This is a genomic window from Marinobacter zhejiangensis (genome assembly GCF_900114775.1).
In the GTDB taxonomy this organism is placed as follows: domain Bacteria; phylum Pseudomonadota; class Gammaproteobacteria; order Pseudomonadales; family Oleiphilaceae; genus Marinobacter; species Marinobacter zhejiangensis.
Genome location: NZ_FOUE01000004.1, coordinates 141,972 through 159,176, shown reverse-complemented (window position 1 = coordinate 159,176; position 17,205 = coordinate 141,972). Strand labels below are relative to the sequence as shown.

General features: G+C 55.4%; 17 protein-coding genes. 11 read left to right on the top strand and 6 right to left on the bottom strand.

Going from position 1 to position 17,205, the window contains the following annotated elements:
- The first annotated feature begins 77 nt into the window (after positions 1-77).
- The gene (gene infA, locus BMZ67_RS13590) at positions 78-296 is read left to right on the top strand and encodes a translation initiation factor IF-1 (RefSeq protein ID WP_007350942.1); all 219 of its coding nucleotides are present in this window, start codon (positions 78-80) and stop codon (positions 294-296) included.
- Between the two features lie 87 nt (positions 297-383).
- Here infA and BMZ67_RS13585 read toward each other — a convergent pair whose 3' ends face one another.
- From BMZ67_RS13585 to clpS, 3 genes are all read right to left on the bottom strand, one after another.
- Positions 384-1,409 (bottom strand): putative solute-binding protein, encoded by a 1,026-nt coding sequence (locus BMZ67_RS13585; protein WP_245749983.1) that lies wholly within the window; start codon positions 1,407-1,409, stop codon positions 384-386.
- A gap of 238 nt (positions 1,410-1,647) precedes the next feature.
- The gene (clpA, locus tag BMZ67_RS13580; protein ID WP_092023565.1) at positions 1,648-3,918 is read right to left on the bottom strand and encodes an ATP-dependent Clp protease ATP-binding subunit ClpA; all 2,271 of its coding nucleotides are present in this window, start codon (positions 3,916-3,918) and stop codon (positions 1,648-1,650) included.
- Between the two features lie 18 nt (positions 3,919-3,936).
- Positions 3,937-4,296: an ATP-dependent Clp protease adapter ClpS gene (gene clpS / locus BMZ67_RS13575; RefSeq protein WP_092023562.1), complete on the bottom strand. Its 360-nt coding sequence runs from the start codon at positions 4,294-4,296 to the stop codon at positions 3,937-3,939.
- 424 nt (positions 4,297-4,720) lie between these two features.
- Between clpS and cspD the strand changes: the two genes are divergently transcribed.
- The 8 genes from cspD (at position 4,721) to BMZ67_RS13535 (ending at position 11,677) form a co-directional block, all read left to right on the top strand.
- Positions 4,721-5,011, top strand: a complete 291-nt coding sequence (cspD, locus tag BMZ67_RS18780) for a cold shock domain-containing protein CspD (RefSeq protein ID WP_092023560.1) — start codon at positions 4,721-4,723, stop codon at positions 5,009-5,011.
- Positions 5,012-5,220: 209 nt separating this feature from the next.
- Positions 5,221-5,865: a pseudouridine synthase gene (locus BMZ67_RS13565; RefSeq protein WP_092023558.1), complete on the top strand. Its 645-nt coding sequence runs from the start codon at positions 5,221-5,223 to the stop codon at positions 5,863-5,865.
- Positions 5,862-6,311: an NUDIX hydrolase gene (locus tag BMZ67_RS13560; RefSeq protein ID WP_092023556.1), complete on the top strand. Its 450-nt coding sequence runs from the start codon at positions 5,862-5,864 to the stop codon at positions 6,309-6,311. The genes BMZ67_RS13565 and BMZ67_RS13560 overlap by 4 nt, the downstream gene beginning before the upstream one ends.
- A gap of 48 nt (positions 6,312-6,359) precedes the next feature.
- The gene (mnmA, locus tag BMZ67_RS13555; RefSeq protein ID WP_092023554.1) at positions 6,360-7,490 is read left to right on the top strand and encodes a tRNA 2-thiouridine(34) synthase MnmA; all 1,131 of its coding nucleotides are present in this window, start codon (positions 6,360-6,362) and stop codon (positions 7,488-7,490) included.
- A complete protein-coding gene (hflD, locus tag BMZ67_RS13550; RefSeq protein WP_092023552.1) occupies positions 7,487-8,128 on the top strand; it encodes a high frequency lysogenization protein HflD in 642 nt (213 codons plus the stop codon). Before mnmA ends, hflD begins: the two co-directional genes overlap by 4 nt.
- Before the next feature lie 65 nt (positions 8,129-8,193).
- Positions 8,194-9,561 carry an adenylosuccinate lyase gene (gene purB, locus BMZ67_RS13545; protein WP_092023550.1) on the top strand — a complete coding sequence of 456 codons (1,368 nt, stop codon included), beginning with the start codon at positions 8,194-8,196 and terminating at the stop codon, positions 9,559-9,561.
- 2 nt (positions 9,562-9,563) lie between these two features.
- Positions 9,564-10,715 (top strand): cupin domain-containing protein, encoded by a 1,152-nt coding sequence (locus BMZ67_RS13540; RefSeq protein WP_092023548.1) that lies wholly within the window; start codon positions 9,564-9,566, stop codon positions 10,713-10,715.
- Positions 10,712-11,677, top strand: coding sequence for a GNAT family N-acetyltransferase (locus BMZ67_RS13535; RefSeq protein ID WP_092023546.1), 966 nt, complete (start codon positions 10,712-10,714; stop codon positions 11,675-11,677). Before BMZ67_RS13540 ends, BMZ67_RS13535 begins: the two co-directional genes overlap by 4 nt.
- Positions 11,678-11,706: 29 nt before the next feature.
- Here BMZ67_RS13535 and BMZ67_RS13530 read toward each other — a convergent pair whose 3' ends face one another.
- Positions 11,707-12,702 carry a LysR family transcriptional regulator gene (locus BMZ67_RS13530; RefSeq protein WP_092023544.1) on the bottom strand — a complete coding sequence of 332 codons (996 nt, stop codon included), beginning with the start codon at positions 12,700-12,702 and terminating at the stop codon, positions 11,707-11,709.
- Between the two features lie 258 nt (positions 12,703-12,960).
- Between BMZ67_RS13530 and BMZ67_RS13525 the strand changes: the two genes are divergently transcribed.
- Positions 12,961-13,737 (top strand): hypothetical protein, encoded by a 777-nt coding sequence (locus BMZ67_RS13525; RefSeq protein WP_092023542.1) that lies wholly within the window; start codon positions 12,961-12,963, stop codon positions 13,735-13,737.
- A gap of 51 nt (positions 13,738-13,788) precedes the next feature.
- A complete protein-coding gene (locus BMZ67_RS13520) occupies positions 13,789-16,116 on the top strand; it encodes a hybrid sensor histidine kinase/response regulator (RefSeq protein ID WP_342713554.1) in 2,328 nt (775 codons plus the stop codon).
- Here BMZ67_RS13520 and BMZ67_RS13515 read toward each other — a convergent pair.
- The gene (locus BMZ67_RS13515) at positions 16,064-16,546 is read right to left on the bottom strand and encodes a MarR family winged helix-turn-helix transcriptional regulator (protein WP_092023540.1); all 483 of its coding nucleotides are present in this window, start codon (positions 16,544-16,546) and stop codon (positions 16,064-16,066) included. The two genes, BMZ67_RS13520 and BMZ67_RS13515, sit on opposite strands and share 53 nt — an antisense overlap.
- On the bottom strand, positions 16,543-17,028 hold the full coding sequence (locus BMZ67_RS13510; RefSeq protein WP_092023538.1) for a glutathione peroxidase: 486 nt from the start codon (positions 17,026-17,028) through the stop codon (positions 16,543-16,545). The genes BMZ67_RS13515 and BMZ67_RS13510 overlap by 4 nt, the downstream gene beginning before the upstream one ends.
- Positions 17,029-17,205 lie beyond the last annotated feature (177 nt).

Below are 17,205 nucleotides of genomic sequence, written 5' to 3'. Positions count from 1 at the left end.
GCCAAACGACTATAATTCAGGCAGAATTGCGCAACTTCAAATTACGGAAAGTCCATCTCAAACGAGGTTCCTACTGAATGGCGAAGACAGATGTCATTGAAATGGAAGGCGTTATTATTGACACCCTTCCCAACACCATGTTCCGGGTCGAGCTGAGTAACGGCCACGTGGTTACTGCTCACATCTCCGGTAAGATGCGCAAAAACTACATCCGTATCCTGACCGGCGACAAAGTGAAAGTTGAGCTCACGCCCTACGATTTGAGCAAAGGCCGTATCGTATACCGCGCTCGCTAATACCCGCCTCAGACATCTGAAAGCCCCGGCTGCCTCACACTCGTTGCAGCCAGGGCTTTTTTGATATCAGCGCCCGTCCAGCCCCCCCTATTCCCGGTCTTCCGAGGAGCACTCCTGCGCGCCCGGGTTGGTATAGCAACGAACTTTTCTAAGAATCGTCATCATGTCCTCGTTGTAGGCAATCGCTCCGGCCTCACGATCTTCCGAAGCCTGCATCTCAACGCGAACCCCGCGCAGCATTTCTTGATAGCCACGCATCGCTTCCGGTGAGATATCCACCCAGCGCTCTTCAGGAATAGATTCCTCAAACTGTCGAATCAGCCGCATGACCTCAGGGTACATACGGGAGACCAGATTTCGGGATTTCCGCACAAACCCATCCTCAAAGGTGCCTGTTCGGGCAATGAGCTGGACCGTCACCTGCCCCACCGGGTAGCGAACAATCCCACCTCTGTCTCCCATACCGCGAAACATTTCCAAGACCTCGTAAGCAGCCCCCGGGGCGTAGCTGATATCAGCATCACCATTATTAAACAGCTGAGCAAAGTTCGTAATCTTGGCCTCAACCGGCTCCGCGCCAACGAACCGAATCATATGTTGTGCATCGTCATGCCCCTCAAACACTGTAATCCGTTTGCCTTGCAGGGCTTCAACATGATTGATCTCACGGTCATTAACAAACAGGTAGGCCGCGCCCATAGGTGCAACCCCCATGACCTGATAACCATCGGATTCCAGTTGATCGGCAACCCTAGGGCTCGCCAGGATATACATCAGAACCTTTAGGTCCTCATAGCGGGGAATGGCTCCTATGGCGCTGATAGAGCCGGTAAAGCCATTAAATTTCCGAGCCCCCATATCAGTTACAGCAATAAGATCACATTGGCCAGCAAGGAAGTCTTCAACCACCTGATCTTCATCATTATATGGCTGCATGTGCAGGCGCACGCCTTCCGCGATAGCCTGCCGCTGGTATGTCTGGAATGCCTGGTATACAAAGCCGCTCGCCCCGGCCACATCGAATACGCAGAACTCTTGCCGCTCTTCAGCCCGAACCACCAATGAAACTGCGCCCAACACGAGAACTGCAATACTGGTAAGGAATAACCGCATACGAACCCTCTCTTCTTATAGTTTTTACTTGTCCAGAACCCGTTGGGAGTCCATGACACCCTAAAGGCTTTCAGGTCTGGTGCCTAAGATGGCAGATAACAGGGAAGAAGAAATTGACAGGAAAAACCCAGGTACCACGCTGACTGGGCAAAAATTTGCCAAAAAAAAGCCACACCGTTCAGGTGTGGCTTTAATTACAGCTCCCGCGATCCAGAGTCGAGGAAGTCAGACCTCAGACCTAGATGGCTTCAGCAGGCTCGTTCTCATACTCGAACACCAACTCTTCACCTTCAAGCCGGATGGTCACTTCCCCACCATGATCGGATAGGTCGCCAAACAGGATTTGCTCCGCCAGCGGCCGTTTGATCTTATCCTGAATCAGGCGGGCCATCGGACGGGCGCCCATGGTGACATCATAGCCTTTCTCTGCCAGCCAACCTTTGGCGTCCTCATCGACGTGCAGCACCACGTGCTTTTCATCCAGCTGTGCCTGAAGCTCGGTAAGGAACTTATCAACCACGTGAGTGATTGTGTGTTTATCCAGATCACCAAACTGGATAATGCTGTCGAGCCGGTTCCGGAACTCTGGCGTGAACGTCTTGCTGATGACTTCCATTCCATCGGTGCTATGGTCCTGCTCGCTAAAGCCAATGGAGCGGCGGGCCATGCTCTCAGCCCCGGCGTTAGTGGTCATAACGAGAATCACATGACGGAAGTCAGCCTTGCGCCCGTTGTTATCAGTCAGCGTGCCGTGATCCATCACCTGCAACAACAAGTTAAAGACTTCCGGGTGCGCCTTTTCAATTTCATCCAGCAATAGTACGCAATGAGGATGCTTATTGACCGCTTCCGTCAGCAGACCACCCTGGTCATAGCCAACGTAGCCGGGAGGCGCGCCAATCAACCGGGAGACCGTATGACGCTCCATGTACTCAGACATGTCAAACCGAACCAACTCAATTCCAAGAACCTTGGCCAGCTGGCGAGTCACCTCGGTCTTACCCACACCCGTTGGTCCGGCAAACAGGAACGCACCCTCTGGCTTCTCAGGCGCCTTAAGGCCGGCACGGGCGAGCTTGATGGCCGTCGACAGGGATTCGATGGCTTTATCCTGGCCGAACACCACCATCTTCAGGTCTCGCTCAAGATTCCTCAGCAAGTCTTTATCACTGGTAGACACATTCTTGGGCGGGATACGGGCGATGGTTGCCACCACATCCTCAATTGCCGAAACGCCAATCACTTTCTTGCGCTTGGCCGCCGGCTGCAGTCGTTGACGGGCACCGGCTTCGTCAATCACATCAATCGCCTTGTCCGGAAGATGTCGGTCGCTGATGTAACGATCCGCCAACTCCGCTGCGGTACGAAGGGCTTTATCGGTATATTTGAGGTCGTGATGCTTCTCGAAATGAGGTTTCAGCCCTTTCAGGATCTGATAGGTATCTTCAACGCTCGGCTCATTGACATCAATCTTCTGGAATCGACGCGCCAGCGCACTGTCCTTCTCGAAGATGCCGCGGAATTCCGAGAACGTCGTTGAACCAATGCAGCGCATCTCTCCGGAACTGAGCATCGGCTTGAGCAAGTTGGAAGCATCCATCACGCCACCGGACGCTGACCCTGCACCAATGATGGTGTGAATCTCGTCGATAAACAGAATTGCGTGCTTTTCTTTCTTCAGCTCAGCCAACAAGCCTTTCAGGCGCTTCTCGAAATCACCGCGGTATTTAGTACCTGCAAGCAAGGCCCCCAAATCGAGGGAGTAGACCACGGCGTCCGAGATAATTTCCGGCACCTGACCATCAACAATCCGACGGGCCAGACCCTCGGCGATGGCGGTTTTGCCAACGCCGGCCTCACCTACTAGCAGAGGGTTGTTCTTGCGGCGGCGCACGAGGATCTGAACCACCCGCTCAACCTCGTGTTCGCGACCGATCAATGGGTCGATACGACCCTGACGAGCCAACTCATTCAGATTGGTCGCATAGCTTTCCAGAGGCCGGTTAGAGGAACCTTCCTCTGTACTCTCCTCATGGGGAGCCTGATCCGCACCCTCCTGATCTTCAGCCCCCTGAACCCGGGATATGCCGTGGGAGACAAAATTCACCACATCAATACGGGCAATGTTCTGCTTCTTGAGCACGTACACCGCCTGGCTTTCCTGCTCACTGAAGATCGCCACCAGCACATTAGCGCCAGTCACTTCCTTCTTGCCGGAAGACTGTACATGGAATACCGCCCGCTGCAGTACTCGTTGGAACCCCAGTGTCGGCTGGGTTTCCCGCTCATTGTCGCTACTGGGAATCAGTGGCGTGGTTGAGTCAACAAATTCAATCAGCTCATCCTGCAGTTGTTGCAGGTCTGCACCACATGCCTTCAGCACGCTTATCGCCGAGTCGTTGTCCAGCAAGGCAAGCAGCAAATGCTCCACGGTCATGAACTCGTGGCGCTTGTCACGCGCGTTTTTAAAGGCCGTATTCAGCGTATTCTCAAGATCTTTGCTCAGCATGGGCCACTCCAACGTCTATCAGTCCGCACGTTCAATCTCGCAAAGCAGCGGATGTTCGCATTCCGAGGAATACTGGTTCACCTGTGCAGCTTTGGTTTCTGCTATGTCGCGGGTATACACCCCACACACGGCTTTTCCCTGAGTATGGACGAGCAGCATTACCTGCGTCGCCTTTTCTTCGTTCATTCCGAAGAATTTCATCAGTACATCCACCACAAAGTCCATGGGGGTGTAATCATCATTCAGCAGTACAACCCGAAAACGGGCCGGACGCTTAAGAGCCGGTTTTTCTGGTGCGAGACTCAAGCCATCCTGATGGCCTGGTTCAGCCTCATCACCTTGATTTAATACTAGTAGAGAATTTTGGATAGTCCGCATGATTCGTTTCCGGAAATCGATGCCCTTAACACAAAGTGGATTCGCGCTATGCCATTTTCAAGCCTGAACCAGAAAACAGCGTGAGCAGGTTATCAATACGGACATCATAACGCCCAACAACACCCTCCAACCAGTGATTCCAGCCGCTTTACTATTGACTATGACCAAAGTTTGGACGAGAGTATCCCTTGCAATGTTAACTTGCGTAACAGCCTGTAACCTTTGTAACTGGAGTGCACTTGTTCAGGCAGCGCAAGCGAGTAAATCATTTGCCTGGCCACTCAGGTCAGCTTGCACATTGCCGAAAGCACGACCGGCTGTCGTCGAAGTCACCAGTATCCCAACAAACCTGAGGGAAGGTGCGGACGATCAGCCCAATAATGAATAATAACGGGCAGATAATGACGGAACAGGGGAGTTCAAAATGCCAACAGGCAAAGTAAAGTGGTTTAACAACGCCAAGGGCTACGGCTTCATTATCGAGGATGGTTGTAGTGATGACCTGTTTGCGCACTTTTCATCCGTGCAAATGGATGGGTACAAGACCCTGAAAGCAGGTCAAGCCGTCACCTTTGAGAAGAAGCCAAGCGACAAAGGTGTTCACGCAGTGAATATCGTTCCGGTTGACCAACCAGCATCGGGGGATAGCAGCAAGGATGAGCAATCATCCCAGGACTCGGATGTTGCCCAGCCCCCCCGCGCTGTAAACGCCTGAAAAAGAACCTCAGGCAAACAGTCGTCAACTGATTACACAGCATGCACTGCTGTGGGGCTAGCTCCTGCGCCTGAACAAACCCATTTGCAGGAGCCTGAGCCTTCTCCTAGCGCAAACACCCCTTCCCCCCTGTTTCGCCCCTTGCCATCGCTGGGGTATAGTTGTCCCCCGCCCCCACTACTCGGTTAAACAACAGAACCTCTGAACTTATGGCCACCCTCGTCCTGCTTAATAAGCCCTTTCAGGTCATGTGTCAGTTCACTGACGACCAGCAAAGGAGCACTCTGGCAGACTATGTGGAGGTGGCCAACGTCTATCCAGCAGGCCGCCTGGACTACGACTCCGAAGGCCTGGTCCTGCTGACCGATGACGGCAAGCTGCAACACCGCATTGCAGCACCGGCAAACAAGATGAAAAAGACGTATTGGGTTCAGGTCGAAGGCCGTATTACCGACGAAGCACTGGCCCGCCTTTGCCAGGGTGTACAGCTCAAGGACGGGCCAACTCGCCCTGCTCAAGCCCAGCGACTTGAAGAGCCGGATGTCTGGCCAAGAACCCCGCCGATACGCCAGCGGGCTAACCAGCCTACCTCCTGGCTTGAGCTCACCCTGTCAGAAGGCAGGAATCGCCAGGTTCGGCGTATGACAGCGGCGGTCGGCTTCCCGACGCTCCGGCTGATCAGGGTTCGTATCGGCGAATGGCACCTTGATAACCTGCCCCCCGGAGAGTCCAAAACAATCAATGTGCATATGCCGGTGACACCATCCAAGAGCGCACAGCCACACCGTCGCCCCCAGCGAAAGCCTCATTCCGGGCAATCCACTCTACCCAACCGGAGACGCCGCTCACCATGACCTGGACCCCACACGCCACCGTGGCCGTTATTGTTGAAGACCAAAACGGACGCTATTTGCTGGTAGAAGAACTCAGCGATGGAAAAGTCGTACTGAATCAACCTGCCGGGCATGTTGAGGAAGACGAAAAGATTCTTGACGCCGCACGCCGTGAAGCCCTCGAAGAAACCGGCTGGGAAGTCGAGCTGCAAAACTTCCTTGGCCTATACACCTACAAGGCACCTTCCAACGGAGTGACCTATTACAGGCTCTGTTTTTCTGCTCAGGCAATTCGCAAGCTGACCGAAGAACTGGACGATGGCATCATCGCCGCGCACTGGCTGACCCTGGATCAAATACGACAGCAGCCAGAAAAGCTCCGAAGCCCCCTGGTTCTTCAGTGCATAGAAGATTACCGAAATGGCCGACGCTTTCCCCTTGATGCCATTACCGAGGCGAAGACGTAACACGCTATCAGTGGTAGAATTCCGGCTTTTATCCCAATCGGCAAAGCAATGACTAACGTACACGAAAATAACCGCGTCATCGTCGGCATGTCCGGCGGTGTTGACTCCTCCGTGGCAGCCTGGCTGCTAAAATCCCAGGGCTATCAGGTCGAAGGCCTGTTCATGAAAAACTGGGACGAGGATGACGGTACCGAGTACTGTACCGCAATGACCGACCTGGCGGATGCTCAGGCTGTTGCCGATGCCATTGGCATTCCCTTGCACACGGCCAGTTTCGCTGCCGAATACTGGGATCGGGTGTTTGAGCACTTCCTGTCGGAATACCGTGCCGGGCGCACCCCCAACCCAGACATCCTGTGCAACAAAGAGGTCAAATTCCGCGCCTTCCTGGACTACGCCATCACTCTGGGCGCCGATTACATTGCCACCGGCCATTACACCCGCCAGCGGCCTGACCCGACCCGCCCCGGGAAAGCCCAACTGATGAAAGGGCTCGACCCGAACAAAGATCAAAGCTACTTTCTTCACGCGGTGTCTGGAGACCGGATTGCCCGCACGCTCTTCCCGGTTGGTGAACTGGAGAAGCCCGAGGTTCGTCGGATTGCCGAGGAGCAGGGCTTCATCACCCATGACAAGAAAGATTCGACCGGCATCTGCTTCATTGGCGAACGCAAATTCCGCGACTTCCTGAAGCAATATATCCCTGCCCAACCCGGTAATATCGAAACCCCCGAGGGTCAAGTTATTGGGCGTCACCAGGGGCTGATGTACCACACCATCGGACAACGACAAGGCCTCGGAATCGGGGGATTAAAAGCGTTTAACGACGACCCCTGGTACGTGGCTGAGAAGGATCTGGGGCGTAACGTTCTAGTCGCGGTTCAGGGCAAGCAGCACCCACTGTTGTTCTCCCGCGGGCTGACCAGCGGCCCTATCGATTGGGTAGCCGGTGAGGCACCCGCGAAACAGTTCCGGTGCAAAGCCAAGACTCGTTATCGGCAGCCCGATCAGGATTGTGAAGTTGCCCTCCTTGAGCACGGAAACGGTGTCCGGGTGGTGTTTGACGAACCCCAGCGCGCGGTTACGCCAGGCCAATCAGTGGTGTTCTATGACGGCGACATCTGCCTGGGAGGCGGTGTTATCGAACATACCTGGCGTGACGGTGAGAGCGCCTCATGAGCCGCTCTCCGGAAGACCAGGCGCTCGCCCTGGCCGGCGTATTCCAGGCCGCTGCACTGGTTCAACAGATTGCCCACACCGGCCGTTGCACCAACGCCTCCATGGAAACCACCATCAAGTCCCTGTTCATCACAGACCCAAGAACTACGCTTGACGTTTACGGGGAACTTAAAGACCTGCGCGAGGGGCTTGCAACCCTTGTCAGCGTTTTTGGCAACGAAGGACGCAAGCAGGATATCGAGATTCTTCGTTATGGGCTGAGCCTGATCCAGCTTGAATCCCGGCTTCATCGCACCCCTGACATGATGGCCGTGCTCGGCAGCCGCATTGAGCAGGCCCGTCACACGGCGAGCCACTTTGGTTTCAGTCACAGCAACCTGATGAGCAACCTGGCCTCAATTTACTCGGATACGATCAGCACCCTGAAACCACGCATCCAGGTAGTGGGCGACCCTAACGTACTCAAGGTGGATGAAAATGCAGCCCGCATTCGCGCCCTTCTGCTCGCCGGAATCCGCTCCGCAGTGCTGTGGAGACAAACCGGAGGCCGACGCTGGCAACTGATCTTTACCCGCCGCAAAACGATAAACACCGCGAGAAGACTCGCCGAACAGGCGAATCGCTCGGTTTACGACTGAATCCACGGGCTGCCTGGTGTATTATATGGGGCCCGTTTTTTCTTTGATGACTTGAGAGGTTTTCGATGGAACTCAACGCTCTGACCGCCATTTCACCGGTCGATGGACGCTACGGCAGCAAAGTTAGCGTTTTCCGCAACATTTTCAGTGAATACGGCCTGATCAGAAACCGCGTGACCGTCGAAATCCGCTGGCTGCAGAAGCTTGCAGATCACTCCGCAATCAGCGAAGTCCCCGCGTTCTCTGAAGAAGCTCACCAGGTTCTTGATGCAATCATCAACGACTTCAGCCTTGAAGATGCCGAGCGCGTCAAAACCATCGAGCGTACCACCAACCACGACGTCAAGGCGGTGGAATACTTCATCAAGGAAAAGATCGCCGACGTTGCGGAACTGAATGCCGCCACCGAGTTTGTCCACTTTGCCTGCACCTCGGAAGACATCAACAACCTGTCCCATGCGCTGATGCTGCGCGAAGGCCTGCACGAAGGCCTGTTGCCCGCCATGGAAACAGTGATTGCCAAGATTACCGAGCTGGCGAAGACCCACGCGAGCCAGCCCATGCTGTCACGCACCCACGGCCAGACCGCTTCACCGACCACCGTCGGCAAGGAACTTGCCAACGTCGTTCACCGTCTGCAACGCCAGCTAAAACAGATCAAATCCGTTGAGCTGCTCGGCAAGATCAATGGCGCGGTTGGTAACTACAATGCCCACCTGTCGGCGTACCCGAGCATTGACTGGGCCACCAACGCAAAAGAATTCGTCGAAAGCCTGGGGCTGAGCTGGAACCCGTACACTACCCAGATTGAGCCACACGATTACATCGCCGAACTCTATGACGCCATCGCTCGCTTCAATACCATCCTGATTGACCTCGATCGCGACATCTGGGGCTACATTTCCCTCGGCTACTTCAAGCAGAAGACTGTTGAGGGCGAAGTTGGCTCGTCCACCATGCCTCATAAGGTCAACCCCATCGACTTTGAAAACTCCGAAGGCAACCTGGGCATTGCCAATGCACTGTTCGGCCACCTTTCCGCCAAGCTGCCGATTTCACGCTGGCAGCGTGACCTCACCGACTCCACGGTCTTGCGTAATCTCGGCGTTGGCTTTGCCCACAGCCTGATTGCGTATGAAGCCAGCCTGAAAGGCCTCGGCAAACTCGAAATCAACCCAGGCCGCCTTAACGAAGATCTGGACAATGCCTGGGAAGTATTGGCGGAACCCATTCAGACCGTCATGCGTCGATACAACATTGAAAAGCCGTATGAAAAGCTGAAGGCACTAACCCGCGGCAAGGCCATGACGGCGGAAGTCATCCTCGATTTCGTCGAAACCCTGGATATCCCCGAAGAAGCCAAGGCAGAACTGCGCGCCCTGACCCCTGCCACCTACATTGGCAACGCCAAGGACCAGGCGGGAGCCATCTGACCATGGAACTGCTTGGCGGATTAACCATTGAGGAATTCCTGCGCGATTACTGGCAGAAAAAGCCCCTGGTCATCCGCCAGGCACTGCCGGGGTATCAATGCCCGGTGTCTGCCGATGAATTGGCTGGACTGGCTTGCGAGGACGCTGTCGAGTCGCGGATCATCATCGAAAACGATGACGGGCGACCCTGGCAGCTCCAGAACGGCCCGTTCGAGCCGAACCGGTTCCAGTCGCTCCCCCCTACCCACTGGACCCTGCTTATACAAGGGCTTGACCATTGGGTGCCGGAAGTAGCAGATATTCTGGAACGATTCCGCTTCATACCCAACTGGCGTCTGGACGATATTATGGCCAGCTACGCGCCCGAAGGGGGCAGCGTCGGCCCACACTACGATCAGTACGACGTCTTCCTGCTTCAGGCCGAGGGCCGACGTCAATGGACCTTTGGCGGTCATTGTGATCACACCTCCCCTCGCCTGGACGGCACGCCTCTTCGCATTCTGAGTTCTTGGGAGGGAGAGGAGACTGTCACCCTTGAACCTGGCGACATCCTGTATCTGCCGCCCGGTGTCGGGCACCACGGCATTGCCGAGAACGACTGCATCACGCTGTCGATCGGATTCCGTGCACCGACCGTTGATGACATCCTGACCGGCTTCACAGATTTCCTCTGCAGCCAGACCGATGCCTCTGCGCACTATTCCGACCCCGATCTCCAGCCTCAGGACAACCCGGGAGCCATCACACCTGATGTGATCGATAAGCTCGCCGGGATTGTCACCAACGCGGTGTCCGACAAGCGCCAGTTAACCTTCTGGTTTGGCCAGTACACCACCGCCCCCAAAAGCCAGGAAATTATCCAGCCCTCCGAGGACCCTCTGGTAGCGGGCGATCTGGTAGCGCAACTGAACCATGGGGAACAGATACGTTGGAACGAAGGCTCCCGTTTCGCCTTCTTCCCGATGCAGGGGGAAACGGCCCTGTTTGTGGATGGCGAACGCTACCTTCTGCGTGGCGATGCCCAGGCGCTCGCCCCCACTCTCTGCCAGGGTGCCATCCCTGATCCCGACAGACTGATCGAATTGGTGAGTGATCCGGCCTTGGCCGAGCTGGTTACGGCGCTCCATAATCAGGGCAGCCTGTATTTCGAATGAGCATTCGTATCCGTAAATACAGCTGGCAACTGGCCCCGCAGTCACTCAAGGATATTCGCCAGCAGGTTTTCATCGACGAGCAGAAGGTCCCGCCCGAGCTTGAGTGGGACGACACCGATGAAATCGCGGACCACTATCTTGCCGTCCTGCCCGACAACACCCCCGTTGGCGTGTCCCGCATGTACCCGTCGGTGACCGACACCGCACACATCGGCCGTATGGCGATCTTGCCAGCCTATCGGGGCCAGGGCGTTGGCGCGCAGCTGCTGCGAAGAATGATGGACGATGCGGTGCCTCAATTTCAGGACCTGTACCTGTCTGCACAGCTCCATGCGGTCCCGTTTTACGAAAGCAACGGGTTTCACGTCTGCTCAGCACCCTACGACGATGCGGGCATCCCCCATGTTGATATGCGCTGCCTGGCCCCCAGCCTGGTATTGCCCCAACTGGATACGCGGGCGGCACCATTGGTTCTAGGCAAGGATATGGAGAGCTGGCTGTTCGAAGGCGAAGCAGAGCTGATCGCCCTTACGGACACACTCGCCAACCAGGCCTCACAAAAGCTCTGGCTCTACGACCAGAATCTTGAGCACGACCTGTATGACCGCTTCCGGTTCCGGGAAATTCTGTCAGCGCTGGCCCGGCGGCACCGGCTCAGCGAAGTTCGGCTGCTGATCCATGACGACAAGCCACTAGTCAAGAAACGCCATCAGATCATCGAACTGATGAAGCGGGTGCCCAGCAAGATTGAACTCCGCCTTGTTAACGCGGACTACCCGTTTGACGACAACCCGTACTTGGTGATTGACGGCCAGGCCGTCCTGTACCGACATGGCTTTGATCAAGCAACCGGATTTGCCCAACTCGCCAGCGGAGGACGGGCAAAGCTCCTGAGCGAGAGCTTCCAGCGGATGTGGGACGCAGGGTCACCGTCCCGCGAGTTCAGGCCGGTATCCATCTAAACCAATCTGAGATGCCTTACGCCCCAAGGTCACCCGGGGCTATCAATCTCACCCTCGAATTGACGACCAAAGGGTGCAAACTCCGTATCGACCTCCTCTGCAACCTCCACGATCAGACGGCGTAACCACTGGTGATCGGGGTTGTGCTGAAGCAGCGGGCTCCAGGCCATCTTTAATTCAAATGGCGGAATCTCGAACGGGGGGCTCTTCACCACCAGGTTAGGATTGTCCTTTTGCAGCCAGGCCGCACGACAAGGTAACGTTGCAATCAAATCGTGCTGCTCGGCAAGCAACATAGCCACCTGATAGTGACGGGTAAATACAGAGATCTGGCGCTTGTGACCAATCAGTGCCAGCGCCTCATCGACCCAGCCCAAGCGCTGAACATCCTTGGGGTTGACCCCCACACCAACCCCAAACCCGGTCTTGCTGACCCAGATATGACTGGCATCGAGATAGCTGGCAAGGGTAAATGCGTCTCCTGCAATGGGATTCCCCGCGTTCATCAGGCAGGCGAAATATTCGGTCCAGAGCGTTTTTTGATGAAACGACTGCGGCAGTTTGTCGAACCGGTTGATGGCCATGTCCAGACGCCCCTGCTCCACGTCCAGAAAGCTGACATCACTCGGCGTCAGCACGTCCAGGGTCACATTCGGTGCCTCCTGACGGATTCGCCGAAGCACCCTTGGCATGAGACACGACTCAGCGTAGTCACTGGCCATGATCCTGAATACCCGCTGGCTATCTCCGGCTGAAAACGGCGTTTTTTCCTGAACTGCCTGTTCAATGTCCGACAGAATACCTCTAACCAGGGGCTGAAGCTCCGTGGCCCGTTCGGTGGCGGTCATTCCCTCGCTTGTCCGCACCAGCAGCGGATCACCAAACAGATCCCGCAAGCGACGCAACCCGTTACTCATCGCAGGCTGGGTAATGCCGAGGTGGTTTGCGGCCTTGGTAACGTTTCGCTCCCTCAGCAAAACATCGAGGTAAACCAGCAGATTGAGATCAACACGGGATATGTCCATAACTCACCTTGGGTAGAACCATAGAACAACAGACAACCATTCACACTATTTATGGCCCATAGACTACCAATACATAGAAATGATAGAAAGCAACCGTTAACCAGAGACGCCTTAATAAGCCCGCAACTCAAGAAGGATTTTCTGCTAACCTTCCGGTAAGTTGTAAGAAATTCTGTATGCTTTACGTTAGGGGTTGGAGAGGTTCGAACACCCTCTCCGCAACCGGTAATCAACCCGTTTTCAGTGTGGCTTTCTAACATGGATACAACGAGCATTGTTCTGATCCTTGCGGCTGTTGTTGCTGTTTCCATCCTCGCCATCGTCGTCGTCCAACTCCGGGAAAAGGCGAAAATTCAACGCTTGCGAAAGATCAGCGCTCTGGCGGATACCTACAAGCGGGCTCAAACGCTGCTGGAAGAGGTGCCGGAACAGTACCTCACGCCGGATCTAAAACTGCTGCTGATCCAACGTATGGAAAGTACCTGCAAAGACCTGCTACCGCTGAAAAGCGACAAGCCGGTTGCCGAATGGCTTGAACATGCCCAACAGCTCAAGCAGAAGGTCGACGAAGGCGAAGATAAGCGAGCCCCGAGCCGTATAGACTCGCCGGAAAAAGCCAACAACGTCAAAGAGTCGTTGAAGAGCCTGTTCAAAGTCATTGAAGGCATGCACAAGGCCGGTCAAATCGATAAAGCAGTTGCCCAACGGAAACTTAAATACCTGCTGTTCCTGGTCCATAAAACCAACGCTGACCTGCATATTTTTCAGGCTCGCGAACATATCAAACAGAATGCCGTCCGTAAGGCAATTCACGAATACCATCTCGCCAGCACGGAAATGGGCAAATCCAAGGACAACCCCCTTGCGACCAAGGCCATCAAGAGCATTCGAATCCGCATCAAAGAACTTGAGGTGCTGGCCAATGAGGGCCAGGAACTCAAAACCGCGGACGCCGAGCAGAGCCGGCGCGATAAGGAATGGGACTCCTTCCTTGACGACGACAGTTGGAAGAAAAAAGCGGACTACGACGATTAAGCACGAACACCTATTTTCCAGCCCCGCTGACCATCCAGGATTCAACCCGCAGTGAGAACAGCACTGACCAAACGCCTTTCCTTTCGCCTCACCCGCAACACCGTGTTGCTGGCGATGGCCTTGGGACTGATTCTGAACCTGACCCAGGTGACCCTGGATTATTTCTATGCCCGCCAGGCCATGGACGATGAGATCCATGCCTTGATCGATATTACCCGCAGCCCTGCCTCTCAAATTGCCTACAACATTGATGTCAGGCTTGCTGAGGAATTACTCGACGGCCTGTTGAAGCATCCGGCCATCATTGATGCCCGCATCATCGACCCCGACGGTTTCACACTCGCAGCCGCCAGCAGGAGCAGCCCGGACTCCAGGTACCGCTGGCTCAGCGATGCGCTCTTCGAACCAAGCCAGTTCTACAATGACGAACTGAGCGTGCCCCAACTCAGAGACATTCCTCTCGGGAAGCTGGCAGTAACCATAGACACTTACTACTACGGCCTGGGGTTCCTGCAACGGGCCGGCTACACCGTGGTCAGCGGCTTTATCAAAAGCCTGGTGTTGTCGGTGGTGCTGCTGTTTATTTTCTACTTCATGTTGACCAAGCCGATGCTCAAGGTCGTCGAAGCGCTGAGCAAAGTGGACGCTGAGTCTCCGGAGAAAGTCCGCCTGCCCGTCCCTCACAACCATCAGGACGACGAGATCGGCTTGATGGTGGAGATCATCAACGAGCACTTGGTGACCATCGATAGCAGCCTGGATCAACTTCGCGCCGCTGAAGCCTCTATGAAGAACTACTCCAGCCAACTGGAGTCGGAGGTGCTGGATCGAACCCGGGAGATATCGGAAAAGAATGACGCCCTGCAACGGGGTAACCGCGCACTGATCAAAGCCAAGGAAGACGCAGTCAGACGCGCCAGAGCCCGGGCCAGCTTCCTGGCCAACATGAGCCACGAAATCCGAACGCCACTGAACGGCGTCCTTGGCATGCTGTCGCTCGCTCTGGAAGGGGAACTCGAACCGGAGCAGCGTGAGCGGCTTGAAATCTCCTACAACGCCGGCCAGAGCTTACTAGGGTTATTGAATGACATCCTGGATATCTCCAAGGTGGAAGCCGGTAAGCTCAATCTGGAAGTCATTCCCTTCAGCTTGCGCCGGTTGATTGAGGAGTGTGCAACGCTTCACGCCCAACAGGCCAGAAGCAAAGGGATTGAGCTGGTCACCGAGATTGACCCGGATCTCCCGGAGACCCATCTTGGCGATCCGACCCGAACTCGCCAGATTCTTAACAACCTGCTGAACAATGCCATTAAGTTCACCAACAACGGTGAAGTTCGGATCAAAGCCAAACAAGCCAGCGGCACAGTTCGCCTGGAAATTATCGATACCGGAATCGGCATGTCGGCCGAGGGCCTTAACCGGATCTTCTCTCCATTCGCCCAGGCTAACCCCGACACCACCAGATTGTATGGCGGAACCGGCCTGGGGCTTACCCTATGCAGGCAACTGGTGGAGCGAATGCACGGAAAGATCGTTTTGGACTCCGAGCCAGGCCGTGGCACCCACTTCACCGTTATTCTGCCTCTCCCGGTACATCAGCCGGATGCCGCCATGCACGAGGCCTTCGACATACCCGCAGCCTTGCTTCGGGATGGCGTAACCCTCGCGGTTCCCAAAGGCTTCCCCCATACCCTTGCCATTGAGAGCCAACTCAGGGCCTGGGGAATTCCAGTTCATGACCTTGATCACCCTGGCACCGGCCCGTTGCTGGCGGCAGAGAACGACAGCGTCGCGCTCAAACTGGCGAATCAATCGGCTGGCAGACGCGTGATCTGGCTAAATAACACCGGCTCCGCCAACACTCCCCGCCGGCAATTCGCGCTGTCGCTCCCGCTGAAACGAGACGCCCTGTTCCGCTGTCTGACGCTACCGGAGCCACCGCGCACCGAACCGTCCAGTACAGGCGCGGCCCAGGTCATTCCTCCCGGCACCCCCATGGACGTCTTGCTCGTTGAGGACAACCAGGTCAACCAGATGGTTGCCAGTACAATCCTCAAGAAACTGGGCCACCATGTGGACATTGCGGAAAACGGCGAGGTTGCCCTGCAGTCTCTCGAGAAACGACGCTATGACATGGTGCTGATGGACTGTCAGATGCCGGTTATGGACGGTTACACCGCTACCCGAAAGATCCGACAGAATCCACAATGGAACGAGATGCCGGTGATTGCGGTCACCGCCAACGTGATGCAAGGCGATCGGGATGATTGCATGGCGGCCGGGATGAACGACTACATTACCAAGCCCTACAACCGCGACGATCTCATCACGGTGATTCGCCGCTGGGGCCCTCCTCCAGCTGTTCCAGCAACGACCTGAGCTCGTCACGAAGGCTGGCCAGGCGCCCAGGCTCCAATCCGCTACTGCACAGCAACTGGCCCGGAACCGTCCGGGCCTGGGCTTTCAGATTACGGCCATCTTCCGTCAGCCCAAGCCTAACGACTCGCTCATCCCCATCATCCCGCCGGCGCCAGATCAGCCCCTGATTCTCGAGGCGTTTCAGCAACGGCGTAAGGGTGCCGGTATCAAGGCGGAGGCGCCGACCGAGGAACGACACCTTGACCATGTCTTGGCTTGTCTCGGCCTCCCATAGCACCAGCATCACCAGGTATTGCGGATAAGTCAGCCCCAACTGAGCCAGCAACGGCCGGTAGAGCGCCGTCACCGCCCGGTTGGCGGCATACAGCGCAAAGCAGGTCTGGTTATCAAGCGCCAGAACCTGGTCTTCCCACCGCCCTTCGTCCGTCATAGCAGTTTTTCGATATCGCCACGGATGGCTTCAGGCTTGGCCGTTGGCGGGTAACGCTTAACCACCTTGCCATCCCGGTTAAGAAGGAACTTGGTGAAATTCCATTTGATCTTTTCGGATCCGAGCAACCCTTTTGCTTCGGCTTTGAGCACCTGGTAAAGGGGGTGGGTACCCGGGCCATTCACTTCAATTTTGCCAAACATGGGAAAATCGACACCGTAGTTCAGGGAACAAAACTGGCTGATGGCATCGTTATCCGCCGGATCCTGACTCATAAACTGATTGCACGGGAATCCAAGTACCTCCAGCCCCTGCTCTTTGAGATCGGAATACAGCGCTTGCAACCCTTCAAACTGGGGGGTAAACCCGCACTTGCTGGCGGTATTGACGATCAGCAGCACCTTGCCACGGTACTCACCCATTGAATGCTGATTGCCTTTGATATCCTGAACCTCAATGTCATAAACCGATTGGGCCGTCATGCGGATTCCTCTCTTTAATAAACGCTGTGAATGTAAGGGAATTATATTTTTAACAATTATATTGTGCACAATCATTTTGGGACAATAAATGATCAACACACAGGGCGCAAGGCGATAAGTGAGTCTGTACTGCTTAAATATCTGGCCTCTGTACCATTTTTGCCATAATTGATCACG

What these genes read in the sequence shown, in the direction of transcription:
- infA (WP_007350942.1), top strand. Translation starts at nt 78, where the DNA reads ATGGCGAAGACAGATGTCATTGAAATGGAAGGCGTTATTATTGACACC.
- BMZ67_RS13585 (WP_245749983.1), bottom strand. Translation starts at nt 1,409, where the DNA reads ATGCGGTTATTCCTTACCAGTATTGCAGTTCTCGTGTTGGGCGCAGTT.
- clpA (WP_092023565.1), bottom strand. Translation starts at nt 3,918, where the DNA reads ATGCTGAGCAAAGATCTTGAGAATACGCTGAATACGGCCTTTAAAAAC.
- clpS (WP_092023562.1), bottom strand. Translation starts at nt 4,296, where the DNA reads ATGCGGACTATCCAAAATTCTCTACTAGTATTAAATCAAGGTGATGAG.
- cspD (WP_092023560.1), top strand. Translation starts at nt 4,721, where the DNA reads ATGCCAACAGGCAAAGTAAAGTGGTTTAACAACGCCAAGGGCTACGGC.
- BMZ67_RS13565 (WP_092023558.1), top strand. Translation starts at nt 5,221, where the DNA reads ATGGCCACCCTCGTCCTGCTTAATAAGCCCTTTCAGGTCATGTGTCAG.
- BMZ67_RS13560 (WP_092023556.1), top strand. Translation starts at nt 5,862, where the DNA reads ATGACCTGGACCCCACACGCCACCGTGGCCGTTATTGTTGAAGACCAA.
- mnmA (WP_092023554.1), top strand. Translation starts at nt 6,360, where the DNA reads ATGACTAACGTACACGAAAATAACCGCGTCATCGTCGGCATGTCCGGC.
- hflD (WP_092023552.1), top strand. Translation starts at nt 7,487, where the DNA reads ATGAGCCGCTCTCCGGAAGACCAGGCGCTCGCCCTGGCCGGCGTATTC.
- purB (WP_092023550.1), top strand. Translation starts at nt 8,194, where the DNA reads ATGGAACTCAACGCTCTGACCGCCATTTCACCGGTCGATGGACGCTAC.
- BMZ67_RS13540 (WP_092023548.1), top strand. Translation starts at nt 9,564, where the DNA reads ATGGAACTGCTTGGCGGATTAACCATTGAGGAATTCCTGCGCGATTAC.
- BMZ67_RS13535 (WP_092023546.1), top strand. Translation starts at nt 10,712, where the DNA reads ATGAGCATTCGTATCCGTAAATACAGCTGGCAACTGGCCCCGCAGTCA.
- BMZ67_RS13530 (WP_092023544.1), bottom strand. Translation starts at nt 12,702, where the DNA reads ATGGACATATCCCGTGTTGATCTCAATCTGCTGGTTTACCTCGATGTT.
- BMZ67_RS13525 (WP_092023542.1), top strand. Translation starts at nt 12,961, where the DNA reads ATGGATACAACGAGCATTGTTCTGATCCTTGCGGCTGTTGTTGCTGTT.
- BMZ67_RS13515 (WP_092023540.1), bottom strand. Translation starts at nt 16,546, where the DNA reads ATGACGGACGAAGGGCGGTGGGAAGACCAGGTTCTGGCGCTTGATAAC.
- BMZ67_RS13510 (WP_092023538.1), bottom strand. Translation starts at nt 17,028, where the DNA reads ATGACGGCCCAATCGGTTTATGACATTGAGGTTCAGGATATCAAAGGC.